15 protein-coding genes are annotated in these 17,687 nt (G+C 72.6%); 6 read left to right on the top strand and 9 right to left on the bottom strand.

Annotated elements, in window-relative coordinates:
• Positions 1–69 precede the first annotated feature (69 nt).
• Complete coding sequence (gene lplAB, locus CYQ11_RS25560) at positions 70–1,125, top strand: lipoate-protein ligase LplAB (RefSeq protein WP_099202663.1); 1,056 nt, start codon at positions 70–72, stop codon at positions 1,123–1,125.
• A gap of 49 nt (positions 1,126–1,174) precedes the next feature.
• Here lplAB and CYQ11_RS25555 read toward each other — a convergent pair whose 3' ends face one another.
• The 7 genes from CYQ11_RS25555 to CYQ11_RS25525 all read right to left on the bottom strand — a co-directional run bounded on the left by CYQ11_RS25555 (position 1,175) and on the right by CYQ11_RS25525 (position 10,451).
• A complete protein-coding gene (locus CYQ11_RS25555; RefSeq protein WP_099202662.1) occupies positions 1,175–2,173 on the bottom strand; it encodes a TIGR03842 family LLM class F420-dependent oxidoreductase in 999 nt (332 codons plus the stop codon).
• A 15-nt stretch (positions 2,174–2,188) separates the two neighbouring features.
• Positions 2,189–3,589, bottom strand: a complete 1,401-nt coding sequence (gene hydA / locus CYQ11_RS25550; protein WP_099202661.1) for a dihydropyrimidinase — start codon at positions 3,587–3,589, stop codon at positions 2,189–2,191.
• Entirely contained in the window at positions 3,586–4,860 is a 1,275-nt protein-coding gene (locus CYQ11_RS25545) for an aspartate aminotransferase family protein (protein ID WP_099202895.1), read from the bottom strand. The genes hydA and CYQ11_RS25545 overlap by 4 nt, the downstream gene beginning before the upstream one ends.
• Before the next feature lie 137 nt (positions 4,861–4,997).
• Entirely contained in the window at positions 4,998–5,840 is an 843-nt protein-coding gene (locus CYQ11_RS25540) for a nitrilase-related carbon-nitrogen hydrolase (RefSeq protein WP_099202660.1), read from the bottom strand.
• A 409-nt stretch (positions 5,841–6,249) separates the two neighbouring features.
• Positions 6,250–8,091, bottom strand: a complete 1,842-nt coding sequence (ggt, locus tag CYQ11_RS25535) for a gamma-glutamyltransferase (RefSeq protein WP_099202659.1) — start codon at positions 8,089–8,091, stop codon at positions 6,250–6,252.
• Positions 8,092–8,172: 81 nt separating this feature from the next.
• On the bottom strand, positions 8,173–9,072 hold the full coding sequence (locus tag CYQ11_RS25530; RefSeq protein WP_181143786.1) for an SGNH/GDSL hydrolase family protein: 900 nt from the start codon (positions 9,070–9,072) through the stop codon (positions 8,173–8,175).
• 173 nt (positions 9,073–9,245) lie between these two features.
• Entirely contained in the window at positions 9,246–10,451 is a 1,206-nt protein-coding gene (locus tag CYQ11_RS25525) for an amidohydrolase family protein (RefSeq protein ID WP_205041828.1), read from the bottom strand.
• Between the two features lie 407 nt (positions 10,452–10,858).
• Here CYQ11_RS25525 and CYQ11_RS25520 point away from each other — a divergent pair, with 407 nt between their 5' ends.
• The 5 genes from CYQ11_RS25520 (at position 10,859) to CYQ11_RS25500 (ending at position 16,155) form a co-directional block, all read left to right on the top strand.
• Positions 10,859–11,341, top strand: coding sequence for a hypothetical protein (locus CYQ11_RS25520; protein ID WP_099202657.1), 483 nt, complete (start codon positions 10,859–10,861; stop codon positions 11,339–11,341).
• Position 11,342: 1 nt separating this feature from the next.
• The gene (locus CYQ11_RS25515; protein ID WP_205041827.1) at positions 11,343–12,533 is read left to right on the top strand and encodes a DUF6545 domain-containing protein; all 1,191 of its coding nucleotides are present in this window, start codon (positions 11,343–11,345) and stop codon (positions 12,531–12,533) included.
• Between the two features lie 117 nt (positions 12,534–12,650).
• On the top strand, positions 12,651–13,112 hold the full coding sequence (locus CYQ11_RS25510; RefSeq protein ID WP_099202656.1) for an RrF2 family transcriptional regulator: 462 nt from the start codon (positions 12,651–12,653) through the stop codon (positions 13,110–13,112).
• Positions 13,113–13,207: 95 nt separating this feature from the next.
• Positions 13,208–14,398, top strand: coding sequence for a globin domain-containing protein (locus tag CYQ11_RS25505; protein WP_099202655.1), 1,191 nt, complete (start codon positions 13,208–13,210; stop codon positions 14,396–14,398).
• Between the two features lie 164 nt (positions 14,399–14,562).
• Positions 14,563–16,155: a CocE/NonD family hydrolase gene (locus tag CYQ11_RS25500; protein ID WP_099202654.1), complete on the top strand. Its 1,593-nt coding sequence runs from the start codon at positions 14,563–14,565 to the stop codon at positions 16,153–16,155.
• 7 nt (positions 16,156–16,162) lie between these two features.
• Here the strand turns inward: CYQ11_RS25500 and CYQ11_RS25495 are convergent, their stop codons facing one another.
• Positions 16,163–17,026: an amino acid ABC transporter permease gene (locus CYQ11_RS25495; RefSeq protein ID WP_099202653.1), complete on the bottom strand. Its 864-nt coding sequence runs from the start codon at positions 17,024–17,026 to the stop codon at positions 16,163–16,165.
• Positions 17,023–17,667 carry an amino acid ABC transporter permease gene (locus CYQ11_RS25490; protein WP_099202652.1) on the bottom strand — a complete coding sequence of 215 codons (645 nt, stop codon included), beginning with the start codon at positions 17,665–17,667 and terminating at the stop codon, positions 17,023–17,025. Before CYQ11_RS25490 ends, CYQ11_RS25495 begins: the two co-directional genes overlap by 4 nt.
• Positions 17,668–17,687 lie beyond the last annotated feature (20 nt).

The raw sequence follows: 17,687 nt of genomic DNA, 5'->3' as shown, positions 1-17,687 counted from the left end.
CCCCACCACGTACCGTGGCTGTATCCGCCACTGGGACCGGCCCGGAGGCAGGGTTCTGGAGGGTGCGCAGTGCACGGGGAGTACAAGGTGCCGGGCGGCAAGCTGGTCGTCGTGGACCTGGACGTGGTGGACGGAGCGCTCCGCGACGTGCGGGTGGCGGGGGACTTCTTCCTCGAACCCGACGAGGCGCTGTTCGACATCAACCGGGCGCTCGAAGGGGCCAACGCCGACCTGCCCGCCCCGGAGCTGGCCGGCCGTATCGACGCGGCGCTCCCCGAGGGCACGGTCATGTTCGGCCTCACCTCCGAGGCCGTGGGCGTCGCCGTGCGGCGGGCGCTGGCGAACGCCACCGACTGGCACGACTACGACTGGCAGCTCATCCACACCGGGCCCCAGTCCCCCGCCCTGCACATGGCACTCGACGAGGTCCTTACTGCGGAGGTCGCCGCCGGCCGCCGGGCGCCGACGCTGCGCGTGTGGGAGTGGGAATCGCCGGCCGTGATCATCGGCAGCTTCCAGTCGCTGCGCAACGAAGTCGACATGGAGTCCGCGGAGCGCCATGGCATGACGGTCGTCCGCCGTATCAGCGGAGGCGGGGCTATGTTTGTAGAGCCCCAAAGTACGATCACCTACTCGCTGTACGTACCGGACTCCCTCGTCCAAGGGCTGTCCTTCGCCGACAGCTACGCCTACCTCGACGACTGGGTGCTCGCCGCCCTCGGCGACATGGGCATCAAGGCCTGGTACCAGCCGCTGAACGACATCGCCACCGACGCCGGGAAGATCGCGGGGGCCGCGCAGAAGCGAATGGTCGGCGAGAACGGTGCAGTACTGCACCACGTGACCATGGCCTACGACATCGATGCCGACAAGATGCTCGACGTGCTGCGCATCGGCAAGGAGAAGCTCTCCGACAAGGGCACGAAGAGCGCGAAGAAGCGGGTCGATCCGCTTCGTCGGCAGACAGGCCTCCCTCGCGCCGAGGTCATTGACCGCATGATCGCCTCCTTCCGGAACCGCTACGGCTGCTCGGTCGGCGAGGTGACCGAGCAGGAGCTGAGCCGTGCGCAGGAACTGGCACAGACGAAGTTCAGTTCCCCGGAGTGGACCGCCCGCGTGCCGTAGCAGCCCCCGGGTGCCGTACGGTCCGCGCGGGCCGTACGGCACTCCCGCGTCACCGCAGGGCCGGCACCAGGTGCTCCCCGTACGCGTCGATCGTCGCTTCCTTCGCGTCGTGCATCGCGTAGACCGCGAACTGGTCCACTCCCAGCTCGCGCAGGTGCTCCAGCCGTTCGCGGTGCGCCTCCACCGGGCCGAGCAGGCAGAAGCGGTCCACGATCTCGTCCGGGACGAAGTCCGTGGAGGGGTTTCCGGCGCGGCCGTGGTGGCTGTAGTCGTAGCCCTGGCGTCGCGTGATGTAGGCGGTGAGGGCCTCGGGCACCACGCCGCTGTGTTCGCCGTAGCGGGAGACGAGGTCGGCGACGTGGTTGCCGACCATGCCGCCGAACCAGCGGCACTGCTCGCGCGCGTGGGCCAGGTCCTCGCCGACGTAGGCCGGCGCGGCGACGCAGATGGTGACCGAGGACGGGTCACGGCCGGCGTCGGCGGCCGCCGCCCGGACTGCCTTGATCATCCATTCGGTGAGGAACGGGTCGGCGAGCTGGAGGATGAAGCCGTCCGCCTCGCGGCCCGCCAGGGCGAGGGCCTTGGGGCCGTAGGCGGCCATCCAGACGGGGAGCCGACCGTCGCGGACCCAGGGCAGGCGCATCAGGGTGCCGTCTATGTCGGTCTCCCGGCCTTCGGCGAGGTCGCGGATGACGCGCATGGCCTCGCTGAGCGTGGCGAGCGTGTTGGGCTTGCGGCCTGCCACCCGCATGGCCGAGTCACCGCGGCCGATGCCGCAGACGGTGCGGTTGCCGTACATGTCGTTGAGCGTGGCGAAGGTGGAGGCGGTGACCTCCGGGCTGCGGGTGGAGGGGTTGGTCACCATCGGGCCGACCACCAGCCGCTCGGTGTGCTCCAGGACGCGGCTGTAGATGACGAACGGCTCCTGCCACAGCACGGCGGAGTCGAACGTCCAGCCGTAGCGGAAGCCGCACCGCTCGGCGCGGCGCATGAGGTCGACGACGGCGGTGGCGGGCGGGTCGGTCTGCAGGACGAGGCCGAAGTCCACGGTGTGGTGCGCTCCTTACGAGAGGTACTGGCAGGTGGAGCGGGGCACGAAGCGCCCGTGCCCGGCCCGCCCGGTGAACGTCCGCCGGTCGATGACGGTCTCGCCCCGGCACAGGACGGTCTCCACCTGTCCGGTGATCCGCTTGCCCTCGTACGCCGAGTAGTCGACGTTCATGTGGTGGGTGCGGGCGGAGATGGTCTGCTCGGCGTGCGGGTCGTAGACGACGACGTCGGCGTCCGCGCCGGGGGTGATCGTGCCCTTGCGGGGCGCGAGGCCGAACATCCGGGCGGGGGCGGTGCAGGCGATCTCCACCCAGCGGCGGCGGGAGATGTGGCCGTCGAGCACGGCCTGGTGGAGGAGGTCCATCCTGTTCTCCACGCCGGGCAGCCCGTTGGGGATCTTCGAGAAGTCGCCCCTGCCCAGCTCCTTCTGGCCCGAGAAGCAGAAGGGGCAGTGGTCGGTGGAGACGACCTGGAGGTCGTCCGTGCGCAGCCCGCGCCAGAGCGCGGCCTGGTGCTCGCGGGGGCGCAGTGGTGTCGAGCAGACGTACTTCGCGCCCTCGAATCCGGGCTCGGCGAGGTTGTCGGTGGACAGGAACAGATACTGCGGGCAGGTCTCGCCGAAGACGGGCAGGCCCTTGTCGCGGGCCTGCGTCAGCTCGGCGACGGCTTCCTCGGCGGAGACGTGGACGACGTACAGCGGGCTGCCGGCGACGCGGGCGAGCTGGATGGCGCGGTGGGTGGCCTCGGCCTCCAGGAGGGCCTTGCGGACCTCGCCGTGGTGGCGGGGGTCGGTCCGGCCGGCGGCGAGGGCCTGCTCGACGAGGACGTCGATGGCGATGCCGTTCTCGGCGTGCATCATGATCAGCCCGCCGTTGCCGGAGGCGCGCTGCATGGCCCGCAGGATCTGTCCGTCGTCGCTGTAGAGGACGCCCGGGTAGGCCATGAACAGCTTGAACGACGAGACGCCGTCCGCCACCAGCTGGTCCATCTCCTTCAGCGTGCCCTCGTGCACGTCGGAGAGGATCATGTGGAAGGCGTAGTCGACGGCGCACCGGCCCCCGGCCTTGGCGTGCCAGGCGTCGAGCCCCTCGCGCAGGCTCCTCCCCCGGGTCTGGACGGCGAAGTCCACGATGGTCGTGGTGCCGCCCCAGGCGGCGGCGCGGGTGCCCGTCTCGAAGGTGTCGCTGGCGACCGTGCCGCCGAAGGGCATCTCGAAGTGGGTGTGGGCGTCGACGCCGCCCGGCAGGACGTACTTGCCGGTGGCGTCGAGGGTGCGGTCGGCGGTCCAGCCCTGGGCGCAGGAGCTGCCCGGTGCCGCCAGCGCGGCGATCTTGTCGTCCTCGACGAGGACGTCGGCGAGGACCTCCTCCGCGGCCGTGACGACCAGGCCGCCGCTGATGAGCGTCCTCGTCATGGCCGTGCCTCGCCGCCGGTGGCGTCCTGGACCCGGCGCAGCGCCGCCTCGAGCATCGAGGCGCCCTCCTCGGCCTCCGCGACGGTGAGCGTCATGGGCGGGGCGAGGCGCAGGACGTTGCCCTCACGGCCGCCCTTGCCGACCAGCAGGCCCTGCTCGCGGGCGTGTTCGAGGGCGAGGGAGGCGGCGTCCGGCGACGGCGCGCCGTCGGGCCCGACGAGCTCGACGCCGATCATCAGTCCCCGGCCGCGGACCTCGCGGACGACGGGGAGGCCGGCGGCGATGGCGCGCAGCCGCTCGATGAGGAGGCCGCCGACGCGGCGGGCGTTGCCCTGGAGGTCGTGCTCCAGCAGGTAGGTGAGGTTGGCGAGGCCGGCGGCCATGGTGACGGGGCTGCCGCCGAAGGTCGAGATGGAGTTGGCGTCCAGGCAGTTCATGACGTCGGCGCGGGCGACGACGCCGCCGATGGACATGCCGTTGCCGATGCCCTTGGCGAAGGTGAGCAGGTCCGGGGGGCCGCTCGCGGCGTGGGCCTGCCAGCCCCAGAAGTGGTCGCCGGTGCGGCCCCAGCCGGTCTGCACCTCGTCGCTGATCCACAGGATGCCGTGGCGGTCCAGGACCTCGCGGAAGGCGGCGTAGAGGCCGTCGGGCGGCGCGGTGAACCCGCCGACGCCCTGGACGGGTTCGGCGATGAGCGCGGCGACGCCGCCGTGCGTCTGGCCCAGCACGTCCTCCAGGTCGGCGACGCACGCCACGATGAACTCCCCGTCGGACAGGTGCGCGTAGGGGCCCCGGCTGCGGACGCCGCCGTGCACGTACAGCGTCTGCAGTGGCGAGAGGCTGGTGGGCGACCAGCTGGCGTTGCCGGTGACGCCGATCGCCGAGAAGGACCGGCCGTGGTAGCTGTTGCGCATCGCCAGGATCTGGTTCGAGCGCCGGTGGGAGGTGGCCAGCAGCAGGGCCGCGTCGTTGGCCTCGGTGCCGGAGGTGGTGAAGAAGACACGGGCGTCGGGGATGCCTGAAAGCGCCGCGATGCGCTCCGCCAGCTCGACCATGTGCCGGTCGAGGTAGAGCGTGGAGGTGTGGAGGATGCGCTCGGCCTGCCCGGCGACGGCCTTGGTGACCTCGGGCAGTGCGTGGGCGGTCATGGTGGTCAGGACGCCGCCGAAGAAGTCGAGGTAGCGCCGGCCCTCGGCGTCCCAGACGTGCCGTCCCTCGCCGTGGGTCAGCTCGACCGGCTCGCGGTAGTAGAGGGCCAGCCAGTCGGGCATGACGGCCCGGTGGCGCTCGCGCAGCGAGGACGACGGGAGCGGGGAGGGCTGGGCGGACGGCGACGGCTGGGCGGACAGGGACGAGGAGGGGGCGGACGCCGACGAGGGGGCGGGCGGCTGCGGCGCGGCGGAGGAGGTCACGGCCGCACCAGCCCCTCGTAAGCGTCGGGCCGTCGGTCCCGGTAGAACGCCCACTGCTGCCGCACCTCATCGATGAGGCCGAAGTCGAGGTCGCGCACGAGCAGTTCCTCCTTGGTGTCGCTGGCGACGTCGCCGACGAACCGGCCGCGGGGGTCGGCGAAGTAGGACGTGCCGTAGAAGTCGTTGTCGCCGTACTCCTCGCGGCCGACCCGGTTGATGGCGGCGACGAAGTACTCGTTGGCCACGGCGGCCGCGGGCTGCTCCAGCTGCCAGAGGTGGGCGGAGAGGCTGCGGGAGGTGGCGGAGGGGTTGTAGACCAGCTGGGCCCCCGCCAGGCCGAGGGCCCGCCAGCCCTCGGGGAAGTGGCGGTCGTAGCAGATGTAGACCCCGACCTTGCCGACGGCCGTGTCGAAGACCGGCCAGCCCAGGTTGCCGGGTTTGAAGTAGTACTTCTCCCAGAAGCCCTTGACCTGGGGGATGTGGTGCTTGCGGTACTTGCCCAGGTAGCTGCCGTCGGCGTCGATGACGGCGGCGGTGTTGTAGTAGAAGCCGGGCTGCTCGATCTCGAAGACCGGTACGACCATCACCATGCCGGTCTCCCGGGCGAGGTCCCCCATCCGGCGGACCGTGGGGCCGTCGGGGACCGGCTCGGCCCAGCGGTAGTGCTCGCTCTCCTGCACCTGGCAGAAGTAGGGGGCGTTGAAGACTTCCTGAAAGCCGATCACCTTCGCGCCCTGGGCGGCGGCCGCTCGGGCGTGCTCCTCGTGCTTGGCGATCATCGACTCGGTGTCGCCGGTCCAGGCGGCCTGGACCAGGGCGGCGCGCACAACGTTGGCCATGAGCTGCTCCTATGCCGGGGCTTCAAGGCAGGCTCACACACGAAGATCCGCGTGTGCATGCGACCGTAGGTCCCGTCACTCCCCGTGGCAAGACCACTGCGCTTCCTGTGGAAAACCCACCGGGGACGGGAAAGGTCACCCGCCACGGACAGACGGGCTTCCTTGCAGGATAAGCCGCCCCCTCCCAGAATGACCGATATGCCCCGCCCCGTCAGGCGCGGTCACGCCCGGCCGTGCCCCGGATCCGGCCGGCCGCGCACCAGCCCGGGGCGTCGCACGCCGTGCCGCCGGGGCCCGCCCCGGCCGGCCGCCCCGCCGCCGAGGCGGCGGGCTGACGCGGCCGACCGGTCACGTCGGGCCCCGGTGACACCCGGACGGAGCGGTACGGCCCGGCCGCGCGCCGCCGCGGTCAGTGCACCGGCGGCTTCCCCGCCGGTCGTACCACCATCGCCGAACCGCCGCCCCGGCGTGCCGTCTCGGCCGCGGCCAGCCACCGCCCGTCGGGCAGGCGCTGCACGCCGGTGGCCGCGCCGATCTCCGCGTTCTGCTTGAACACGTGCCCCTTGGCCTCCAGTTGGCGTCGCAGCGGGCTGTTCCACAGCCCCGGCTCCAGCTCGGTCGCCGCCGCGTTGCGCTGGCTGGCGCGCGGCGCGGCGATCGCGTCGACGAGCGGCATCCCGCGGTCCACGTGGTTGAGCAGCGACTGGAGCACGGTCGTGATGATCGTCGCACCGCCGGGCGCGCCGAGGGCGAAGACCGGCTTGCCGTGTTCCAGGACGATCGTCGGCGACATCGACGAGCGCGGCCGCTTGCCCGGGCCGGGCAGGTTCGGGTCGTGCACGCCGGGCGTGACCGGGGTGAAGGAGAAGTCGGTCAGCTCGTTGTTGAGCAGGAAGCCGCGGCCGGGGACCGTGATCCCGCTGCCGCCGGTCTGCTCGATGGTGAGGGTGTACGCCACCACGTTGCCCCACTTGTCGGCCACCGTCAGATGGGTGGTGTTCTCGCCCTCGTACGGTGTGGGGGCCGCCGCGCCGCGCGTCGTGCAGGACGACGCCGGCCGGCTCGGGTCGCCGGGTGCCAGCGGGCTGGTCAGCACGGCGTCGTCCTTGACGAGACAGGCGCGGGAGTCGGCGAAGCGCTGGGAGAGCAGCCCCTTGACGGGCACCTTCTCGAACGCCGGGTCGCCGACCCAGCGGTTGCGGTCCGCGAAGGCGATCCGGCTCGCCTCGATGTAGCGGTGCAGATAGGTCTTCTCGTCGAGCCGGGAGAGGTCGCCGTTCTCCAGGATGTTGAGCGCCTCGGCGACGGTGGTGCCGCCGGAGGAGGACGGGGCCATGCCGTAGACGTCCAGGCCGCGGTAGCTGGTCCGGGTCGGCTCCTGCCGCTTCGTCGCGTACGCGCGCAGGTCCTTCTCGGTGAGGTCGCCGGGGCGTACGACGCGGTGCGCCCCGGGGGCGACGGGCGGCTTGCGGACCGTCCGTACGATGTCGCGGCCCACCTCGCCCTGGTAGACGGCGTCCACGCCCTGGCGGGCGAGGAGTTCGTAGGTGCGGGCGAGGTCGGGGTTCTTCAGGGTGGTGCCCACGACGGGGAGCCTGCCGCCCGGCAGGAAGAGCTTGGTGGTGGCGGGGAAGTCCTTGAAGCGCTCCTGGTTCTCGGCGGTCTGCTGGCGGAACGTCGCGTCCACGGTGAAGCCGTCGCGTGCCAGGCGCTGGGCGGGGCGCAGCAGTTCCGCCAGGGAGCGGCTCCCCCAGGTGCGCAGGGCGGTGTCCCAGGTGGCGGGGGTGCCCGGAGTGCCGACGCCGAGGCCGCTGGTGACGGCGTCGGGGAAGGGGATGGGCTTGCCGTTCTCCAGGAAGAGGTCCGGGCCGGCGCTGAGCGGGGCGCGCTCCCGGCCGTCGATGGTGGAGACCTTGCCGGTCTTCGCGTCGTAGCGGACGAAGAAGCCTCCGCCGCCGATGCCGGCGGAGTAGGGCTCGGTGACGCCGAGGGCGGCCGCCGTGGCCACGGCCGCGTCCACGGCGTTGCCGCCCTTGCGCAGTACCTCGATGCCGGCGGCCGAGGCGTCGGGGTCGACGCTGGAGACGACTCCGCCGTAGCCGACGGCGACGGGTGTCTTCTCCGGCGTGCGGTCCGGCGCGTGCCCGGGGGTGGCGGCCGCGGCCGGCGCGACGCCCAGGGCGGCGAGGAGCGTGGCCGCCGCCGTGAGGACGGGCAGGCGCCGGTGGGTGGTCGGTCTCGGGAGGGCCATGAGTGCCTCCATTCGCTCGAACGGGCCCCGGAGCCTACTCGCTGGGGCCCGTCCGCCGACAGGTTTCCGGCTCAGCGACCGTCAGCGCTTGGTGAGGGTCCCGAGGACCGCACCGGCCATGGCCTGCTCACCCTTGGCGTTGGGGTGGAAGGGCGCGGCCGGGTTCTCGGGGCTGGCGCCCTCGATCCACCGGTCCGCGGTGGGCGTGCAGACATCATGGCCCACGGTGGGCCCGTAGGTGTCGACGTAGCCGACGTGCGCCTTGCGCGCCTCGGTGCGCAGCATGTCGTTGAGGTGCTTCTCGGTGTCGCGCAGGTAGGCGGCGTCTCCGGCGGCGATCGGCACGGCGGGGAAGCAGCCGACACCGCTGTCGGGCATGATCGCCGGGTAGCCGACGACCGCCACGCGCGCGTGCGGGGCACGCTGGTGAACGGCCTTCAGCACGCTCGCCACCTTGGGGGCGGCTTCGGCGATGCGGGCGGTGAGCTGGTCGGTGCCGCCGGCGGTGAACTGCTTCTGGCAGGGGGCGCCGGCGGGGTCCGAGGCGGAGAGCTGGGCGCAGGTGCCGATGATGCCGGAGAAGCCGATGTCGTTGCCGCCGATGCCGAGGGTGACGAGTCGGGTGTTCTTGCCGAGGGCGTTCAGCTGGGGCGCGTTGGTGCCCTGCTCGCGCCACATCTCGTCGGTCTTGGCGCCGCTGCAGCTGACGTCCTTGAAGGACTTCTGGTTCAGCTTCGCCGCCACGAGCGAGGGGTAGTTGACGCTGGAGCGCGCACAGTTCTCGTCGACCTGCGTGGGCACGCCGGGCGCGGAGGTGTACGAGTCGCCGAGGGCGACGTAGCGCGCGCCGCCGGACTGCTCGGCGGACTGGCCGGTGGCCGCGGCCGCGGGGGCGGCGGCACCGGCCGCGAGGGCCGAGGCGGCGCCGAGGGCGGCGAGGGCCTTTCCGTATCGTCCGCTGCGTTTGGTCAGTTGTGCCACAGGGGGGTTCTCCGATGCGAGAGTCCTTGCGGTGACCTGCTGATCACCGCGGAGGTCAGACTCGTCGCGTCGTCACCCTGTGTCAATCTCGGCCCGGGCATCACAGGGGGCTCGGGCGCACCCGGACGTCGCGAAGCCCGTGCCGCCCCCGTCGGACTCCCCAGGGACACCCCCTAGTCCAGCTTCACCGGCCGTCCCGCGCGGTACACCGCCCGGACCTCGCGCACCGCCGCGATGTCGTGGACCGGGTTGCCGGGGATCACGAGGAGGTCGGCGTCGCGGCCCGGGGCTATGCGGCCCTTGCGGTCGCCCAGGCCGCAGGAGAGGGCGGCCAGGGACGTGACCGAGGCGAGCGCCTCCACGTTGGGGGCGACCTGCGAGGCGAAGTACGCGAGGTCGCCGGGGAGCACGTCGTGGGGCTTGTGGGGGTTGATGCCGGCGTCCGTGCAGCAGACGACGCGCACGCCGCGCCGGTGCATCGCCTCCTGGTTGCGCCAGTAGGGCTCGATCGTGCGCAGGACCTCGGCCGGCATCCCCTCGCGCGGCCGGACGACCGTGGCGCCGACGAACGTGCCGGCGGCGGCCATGGCGTCGACGGTCGCGGGGTCGGGCCGCACACCGGAGGCGGTGATGAAGGTGCAGTGCTCGACGCCGTCGACCCCGGCGGCCACGGCGTCGGCGATGCCGGCGGCGCCGTGCGCATGGGCGGTGACGGGCAGTCCGAGGCGGTGGGCGGCCTCGGTGACGGCCCGCAGCGCCGCCAGGTCGTACTGGGAGCCGCCGGGGTCGGAGCCGGTGGTCGACATGCCGCCGGTGGCCATGACCTTGACCAGGTCCGCGCCGCGGCGGGCCCGTGCCGCGACGGCGGCGACCGCCTGCTCCGCGTCGTCGGCCTCCCCGCCGAGGTACCAGCAGTGGCCGCGGGTGAGGGTGAGGGGAGGCCCGGACGCGACGATGTGCGGGCCCATGACTCCGGCGGCGAACTCGTCGCGCAGCCGCAGCGCGAGGTAACCGCGGTCGCCGAGGTCGCGGACGGTCGTGACGCCGGCGCGCAGCGCGCGGGCGGCGTGTCCCCGCATCCGGGCGAGCACCGTCTCGTCGTCGTCGTGGACCATCTGCCGCTCGGCGTGGCCGTCGGGGTCGAAGACGAGGTGGCTGTGGGCGTCCACCAGGCCGGGCATCACGGTCACGTCGCCCAGGTCCGTGAAGGCCCAGCCCTCCGGGGGGTGGGCGCCGGTGAAGTCGACGTCCACGATGCGGCCGTTGTCGGTGAGGATCATGACGGGCCCGGTCCGCAGGCTCTCGCCGTCGAACAGCCGCGCCGCGCGCAGGGCCAGAAGGACGTTGTCCACGAACACCGCTCCAATCGTCACGGGCACGCGCCGCCTTGTGGGCCGGCACCGCAGGGGGGCGGGCGGCTCCGGGCGCACCGTACGGGCCATGATCCCCGCACTCGCCGCGGCGGCGGGGCGGACGACCGGTCGTCAAGCCGGTTCCCGGCCAGAACGACGGGCACCGGCCGTCGCCGGAAACCGCACCCGCACAGCAAACGGAGCCCTGAAATCCGAGGGTTACCCGGCGCACACGAGCATGTACGCTGGCCCGCAGACGACAGGCTTGAGGGGAGGCCGCCGACCATGGACACGACCACGTCGGCCGACGCTCCCGCACGCCGGCCCGACACCTCGGTGCACGGCCTCCCCGACGGCAGTGAGAGCGTGCCGCACGACCCGGCCCGGGGAGGATGAGCCGGCGGTGCCCGCGGTCGCGTGAAAGGGGTGGGCTCATGACTCACAGGCATCAACGTGCGGCTGCGGCGAAGCTCGTCGCGCGACTCCCCGAGCTTCCCCGGCCGTGGGACGTCGAGGCGCTGTGCCGGGCGCTGGCGGAGATGCGGGGCCGGCCGCTGACGCTGCATCCGATGGACCTGCCCGCCATGCCCTTCGGGCTGTGGTTCGACGACGGGACCGGGGACCGCATCGTCTACCGCTCGTCGGCGACCGGGTACTACCGCGACCACATCGTCCTGCACGAGATCTGCCACATGCTCGCCGGCCACGGCGCGCTTCCCGAACACGGCGCGATCCAGGCGGATCCGGCGGGCGGCGCCCAGGAGCCGGTGAGCGGCAAACCGTGCAGCAACGCCGAGGAGGAGCTCGCCGAGACGTTCTCCACGATGGTGCTGAAGACGGCCGGACAGCTGCGGCCGAAGAAAGTGAGCGCGGTGGAACGCCGGGCGGAGGAACTGCTCGGAGCCGGCTTTGCATAACGTGCCCGACTGGGTCGAATCCCTGCGCTGGGTCATTCTCTACGTCGTGTGGGCCGTGCTCGTCCTGCGTCTCCCCGCGCTGCGGCGCCCCTCCCAGCGTCCGGTCTGGCTGGTCCTGCTGGCGCTGGCGACCGGGTCACTGGTGATCCAGGCGGGGGTGGCGCACTGGATCGACGACACCACCGGGATCGCGAAGGCCAGCGAACTCGCCGTGGCTCTCGTGGCGCTCACCGACTTCGCCGCCGTCTGGTGGTTCGCGGTGGCCCTGCACTCGGCGGGCCACCCGACCCCGGCCTGGCTGCGCCGGGCGCCGGCGGTCTGCGCGGGCACGATGGCCGCGCTCGCCGTCGTCTTCTTCGCCCTGGCCCCGGCGGCCGACCGGTTCGGCGCGCGGGCCCACGGCTGGTGGGTGCCCTACGCGGTGGCCTGGATCGGCTACGGACTGATCACCGCGGTGGGCGCGGGGGCGCTCTTCTGGCGGCACGGCGTCACCATGCGCAGCCCCGTGCTGCGCCTGAGCATGCTGGCCCTGGCCGTGGGCACCACCGCCGAGGTGCCCTACCTGGTGATCCGGGCGATCCGGTGGTTCACCGAGGCGCCGCAGGAGCTGGCACTCGCCGGCTTCTGGTGCTCCTTCACGCGCTTCGTCCTCGTCGCCCTCGGCTGCTCGCTGGCCGCGCTGGAGCCGCTGCGGCGGGCCGCCGTGTACTGGTACCGCAGGCAGCGCCTCCACGGCATGTGGATCCTGCTCCGCCAGGCGACGCCCGACCTGCTGGTGGTGGCGCCGCGGTCGCGCGTGCCCGACCTGCTGGCCTTCGGCGACTCCTGGGAGCAGCTCCACCAGCGGGTCGTGGACATCCGCGACAGCATCACCTTCCTGCACGACGGCTGGGCGTCGCCGGAGCTGCTGCGGGAGGCGGCCCGGCACGCGGCCGCCGCCACGGGCGGCGACGGCGGGCGTCTCGTCGCGACGGCCTGCTGGATAGAGGCCACGCGCCGGGACGCGGTGAGGGGTGCCCCCAAGCTCCACCTGGAGCTCGACAAGGACCTCCTGCCGGAGGTGCGGGCCGGCGAGTCGACCGTGCACCGCGAGATCCGTCACCTGCTGCGACTGCACCGGGCGCTGCGCTCACGGCCGGTGCGCGCCTTCGCCGACGCCCGGCCGTGGGCGACCCCGGGGGCCACGGCCTGAAGCCAGCCGGAGCCGGCCCCGGGGCGGCCCGGAGGAGGATCTTCCGAGGACCTTCGCGCCCGGCCCCCGCACCCCCCTTAATACGACTCTGGAAATCCAATTAGCTAGGATGTCTCCGTGCGACTGACCAAAAGCACCGACATCGCCCTGCGCATCGCCATGCGCCTGGCGGTGACGGAGGACGCCGGAAACGGTGCCGACACCGCCGCACCGACCACCCGCGAGGTGGCGGGAGCCGTCGGGGTGCCGTACACCCACGCCGCGAAGGTGGTCAGCCGCTTGCAGCACCTGGGCGTCGTCGAGGCCCGCCGGGGCCGCGGCGGCGGCCTCTCGCTCACGACCGCCGGCCGCACGGGCTCGATCGGCCGGCTGGTGCGCGAGCTGGAGGGCGCCGGGGACGTCGTCGGCTGCGAGGACGACCCGCCGTGCCCGCTGCGGTCCGCCTGCCGGCTGCGCGGCGCGCTGCGCGAGGCCCAGGAGGCGTTCTTCGCCGCCCTCGACCCCTACACCGTCGAGGACTTGACCCGCGCGCCCACGGGCCCGGTCCTGCTGAGCCTGAGCGCGCCGCCGGGAAGCTGACCGCCCCCGCCCCGGGGGCGCTTCCGCACGGGCAAAAATACGAATCTGACATGCAAGTTTCATCGAGCCGCAGAGCAACCGCAAGGAGCCCGCTGATGCTGTCCCCCAAGTCGACCGCGCTGGTCCGCGCCACCCTGCCCGCGGTCGGCGGCGCGATCGGCGAGATCACCCCGCTGTTCTACGACAAGCTCTTCGCCGCCCACCCGCGACTGCTGAGCGACCTCTTCAACCGCGGCAACCAGGCCGACGGCAGTCAGCAGCAGGCCCTCGCCGGCGCCATCGCCGCGTTCGCGACCGCGCTCGTCGAGCACCCGGACGTCCGCCCCGACGCGATGCTCTCGCGCATCGCCCACAAGCACGCCTCGCTCGGTGTCAGCCGCGAGCAGTACACCGTCGTCCACCGGCACCTCTTCGCCGCCATCGCCGAGGTGCTCGGCGACGCGGTCACGCCCGAGGTGGCGGCGGCCTGGGACGAGGTGTACTGGCTGATGGCCAACGCGCTCATCGCCCTGGAGGCGCGGCTGTACGAGCGGGCGGGCGTGCTGCGCGGCGCCACCTGGCGGCCCTACGTCGTGACCGCCCGGCACCGCGAGACCGCGGACGTGACGACCTTCGTGGTCCGGCCGGCCGACGGCCGCCCGGTCCCCGCCGCCCGCCCGGGCCAGTACGTCTCCGTCCAGGTCGCCCTGCCCGACGGGGCCCGGCAGATCCGCCAGTACAGCCTGTCGGGCCTGCCCGAGGACGCCCTCCAGTTCTCCATCAAGCGGGTGGACGGCGACCCGGCCGGCGAGGTCTCGGGGCACCTGCACGAGCAGGTCGCCGCGGGCGACACCCTCCAGGTCAGCCACCCCTTCGGCGACGTGGTCCTGGACGACGGCGACGGCCCCCTGCTGCTCGCCTCCGCCGGCATCGGCTGCACGCCCATGACCGGCATGCTCGCCCACCTGGCCGCCACCGGTTCGACGCGTCGCGTCGTCGTCGCGCACGCCGACCGCAGCGAGTCCACCCACGCCTTCCGCGCGGAGACCGGGCAGTTCGTCGCCAAGCTGCCCGACGCGGTCGCGCACGTCTGGTACGAGCGACCCGAGGGCGCATGGCCCGCCGACCGGACCGGCTTCGCCGACCTCTCCCTCATCGACGTCCCCGCCGGGACCACCGCCTACCTCTGCGGACCGCTGCCCTTCCTGCGCGCGGCCCGGGCCCAGCTGCTGGCGGCCGGCGTGGCTCCGGCCGACATCCACTACGAGGTCTTCGGGCCCGACCTGTGGCTGGGCGCCGAGGCCTGAGCTCCCGTCAGAGACCGGCCGACCTGCGGATCAATCGTTACCCACGCGTAACTCGCCCGGCTATTACCCGCGGTAAGCCCACGAGGTTACTTTCGAGTCACTTTGCATCGGCAGTGCCGCCGCCCCTCCCCCCGGGGCGGCGGCACCGACGTCAGGAGTGACCCGTGCGACTGACCCGTCAGGCCCTGCGCTCCACGGCCGCCGGCGCCGTCTGCGTCGCCCTGCTCGCCGGAGGCGCCCTCGGCACGCCCTCCGCACAGGCCGCACCGCGCGCCGTGGCGGCCGGCACGGCGGCGGCGGACATGGTGTTCACGGACATCCCCGGCTCCGGCGGCATCACCCTCAAGGGCAACGTCCTCTCCCCCGCCCACGCCGACGGCTCCCGCCGCTACCCCCTGATCGTGCTGCCCACCAGCTGGGCCATGCCGCAGATCGAGTACGTCGCCCAGGCGAGGAAGCTGGCCGACGCCGGCTACGTCGTGGTCAGTTACACCGCGCGCGGCTTCTGGCTCTCGGGCGGCGAGATCGAGACCGCCGGGCCGCCGGACGTCGCCGACGCCTCGAAGGTCATCGACTGGGCCCTCGCGCACACCCCCGCCGACCCCGGCCGGATCGGCATGGCCGGGGTGTCCTACGGGGCCGGCATCAGCCTGCTGGCCGCCGGGGCCGACAGACGCGTCCGGGCGGTCGTGGCGCTGAGCGGCTGGGCCGACCTCATCGAGTCGATCTACAGCGGCCGCACCCAGCACGTCCAGGCCACCGGACTGCTCGGCGGGCTGGGCGCGGTCACCGGGCGGCCCAGCCCGCAGATGCGGCGGATGCTCGACGAGTTCCTCGGCCCGGACGTGGTGGCCAAGGAGCCGGAGCTGATGGCCTGGGGAGCGGGACGCTCGCCCGCCACCCACCTGTCGGACATCAACGCCGGCGGCGCGGCCGTCATGCTGGGCAACGCCTGGGGCGACTCGGTCTTCCCGCCCAACCAGTACGTGAAGTTCTACGAGAACCTCACCGGCCCCAAGCGGCTGGAGCTCCGGCCCGGCGACCACGCCACCGCGGAGGGCACCGGACTGCTCGGCCTGCCCAACGACACCTGGACGAACGCCCGGCGCTGGTTCGACCACCACCTGCGGGGCGCCGACAACGGCATCGACCGGGAGGCACCCGTCCAGCTGAAGTCCCGCTCCGACGGCGGCTACGAGGCGTACCCCGACTGGGCCTCGGTCGAACGCACCCGCCGCACCGTGCCCCTGACCGGCTCCCGGACCGTGCGCACCGGCGTCGACTCGGGCGCCGACGGCGGCGTCGTCCTGCTCTCCAACACCCTGGACCAGTTCCTCAAGCTGCCCCCGCTGGTGTCCGTGCCGCTGCTGCCGCGCGCGTACGCCGCCGTGTGGCAGTCGGGGCCCTACGACCGCCCGCAACGCGTGCGCGGCACGGTGCGGCTGCACACCACGCTCACCAGCGACAAGGAGAGCGGCACCGCGGTCGCCTACCTCTACGACGTCGGCCCGCTGGGCGTGGGGCGGCTGGTCAGCCACGCGCCGTACACCTTCCACGGCCGGACGCCGGGGCAGTCCTTCGGCGTCGACCTCGACCTCTTCTCCACGGCCTACGACGTGCCCGCCGGCCACCGGCTGGCGCTGGTCGTGGACAGCGTGGACCCGCTGTACGTCCAGCACAACCCGGTGGGTGCCCGGCTGACCTTCTCCTCCCCCGCCGCCGACCCGTCGGTGCTGTCGGTGCCGGTGCGCGAGTGAGGGGTGGTCAGCCGTGGGCGGTGGTACCCGGCATGAGGGTGCCCGGCTCGGCGGGGGCGACCTGCACGGCCTCCGTCTTCAGGCTGCGCCGCTGCTGCTTGGCGACCCAGGTGGCGAACCACGACAGCAGCATGCACATCCCGATGTAGACCGGGGAGATGACCATGACGACGGGGATGAACGGCAGGTCGTAGTCGAGGTTGCTGGCGATCAGCTTCCCCGCGTGCAGGAACTCCTCGTAGGTGATGAGGAATCCGAGGGAGGTGTCCTTCAGGGCGACCACGAGCTGGCTGATGATCGTCGGCAGCATCGCCCGCAGCGCCTGGGGCACCAGGACGTGGCTCATCACCTGCGTCTTGTTCATGCCGAGCGAGTACGCCGCCTCGCGCTGCCCGCGCTCGACGGAGTTGACGCCCGTGCGGAAGACCTCCGCGAGGACCGAGCCGTTGTAGAGGGTCAGCCCGGTGACCAGGGCGGGCAACGGCTGGACCTTGAGGGCGACGAAGACGAAGAAGATCATGACCAGCACCGGCATGGCGCGGAAGAACTCCACCACGAGCGTGGCGGCCCAGCGCACGGGCCCGTGCTCCGACAGCCGCCCGCAGGCGAGCACGCCGCCGAGGACGAGGGAGAGCACGGCCGCGTAGGCGAAGGCCTTCAGAGTGTTGCCGAGGCCGCGCAGCAGCATCTCCTGGATGCCCTTGTACGCGAAGGGGGTCCACTTGGTGGCGGTGAACTGCTCGGTGTCGAAGAGGAGGTAGAGGACCCAGGCGAGGATCCCGAGGATGACGACGGTGGCGAGGACGCCGTAGAGGCGGTGGCGCCGCCTGGCCTGGGGCCCGGGGACGTCGTAGAGGGCGGTGCCGGTCATCGGGCGACTCCGAAGCGGTTCTCCAGCACGTTGAAGATCGCGCTGATGGTCAGGGTCACGATCAGATAGCCGACGGCGATCCAGACGAACGTCCAGATGATGCTGTAGCCCAGCTCGTTGAGCGTCTTGTACGTGCCGAGGAGCTCGGTGACGCTGAACGCCCCGGCGATCGCCGAGTTCTTGGCGAGCGCGATGAGCGTGGAGCCGATCGGTGGGATGACCGAGCGGAACGCCTGGGGCAGGACGACGTCGCCGAGCGTCTGCACGAAGGTCATGCCGAGGCTGCGGGCCGCCTCGCCCTGCCCGGTGGGCACGGTGTTGATGCCCGAGCGCACGGCCTCGCAGATGAAGGCGGAGGTGTAACACCCGAGGGCGAGGACCGCGAAGAGCTGGAAGGGCAGCACGAGCCCGAAGCGCGGCAGGCCCAGCATGACGGCGAAGAACAGCAGCGTCAGGGGGGTGTTGCGCAGCACCGTCACCCACACGGTGCCGAAGACGCGCAGCGAGCCGACGGGGGCGACCCGGAAGGAGGCCATGACGATGCCGAGGGCGAGGGCGAGCAGGGAGCCGTAGACGGTCAGCTCGATGGTGCCGAGCAGGCCCTCGCCGTAGAGGGCGAGATTGTCGGTGAGTACGTTCATCGCGGGCACCTCCCGGTGTC

This window comes from Streptomyces cinnamoneus, assembly GCF_002939475.1.
Taxonomy (GTDB): Bacteria; Actinomycetota; Actinomycetes; order Streptomycetales; family Streptomycetaceae; genus Streptomyces; species Streptomyces cinnamoneus_A.
The sequence above is the reverse complement of the archived record's forward strand: the minus strand, read 5'-3'. Positions and strand labels throughout refer to the sequence as shown.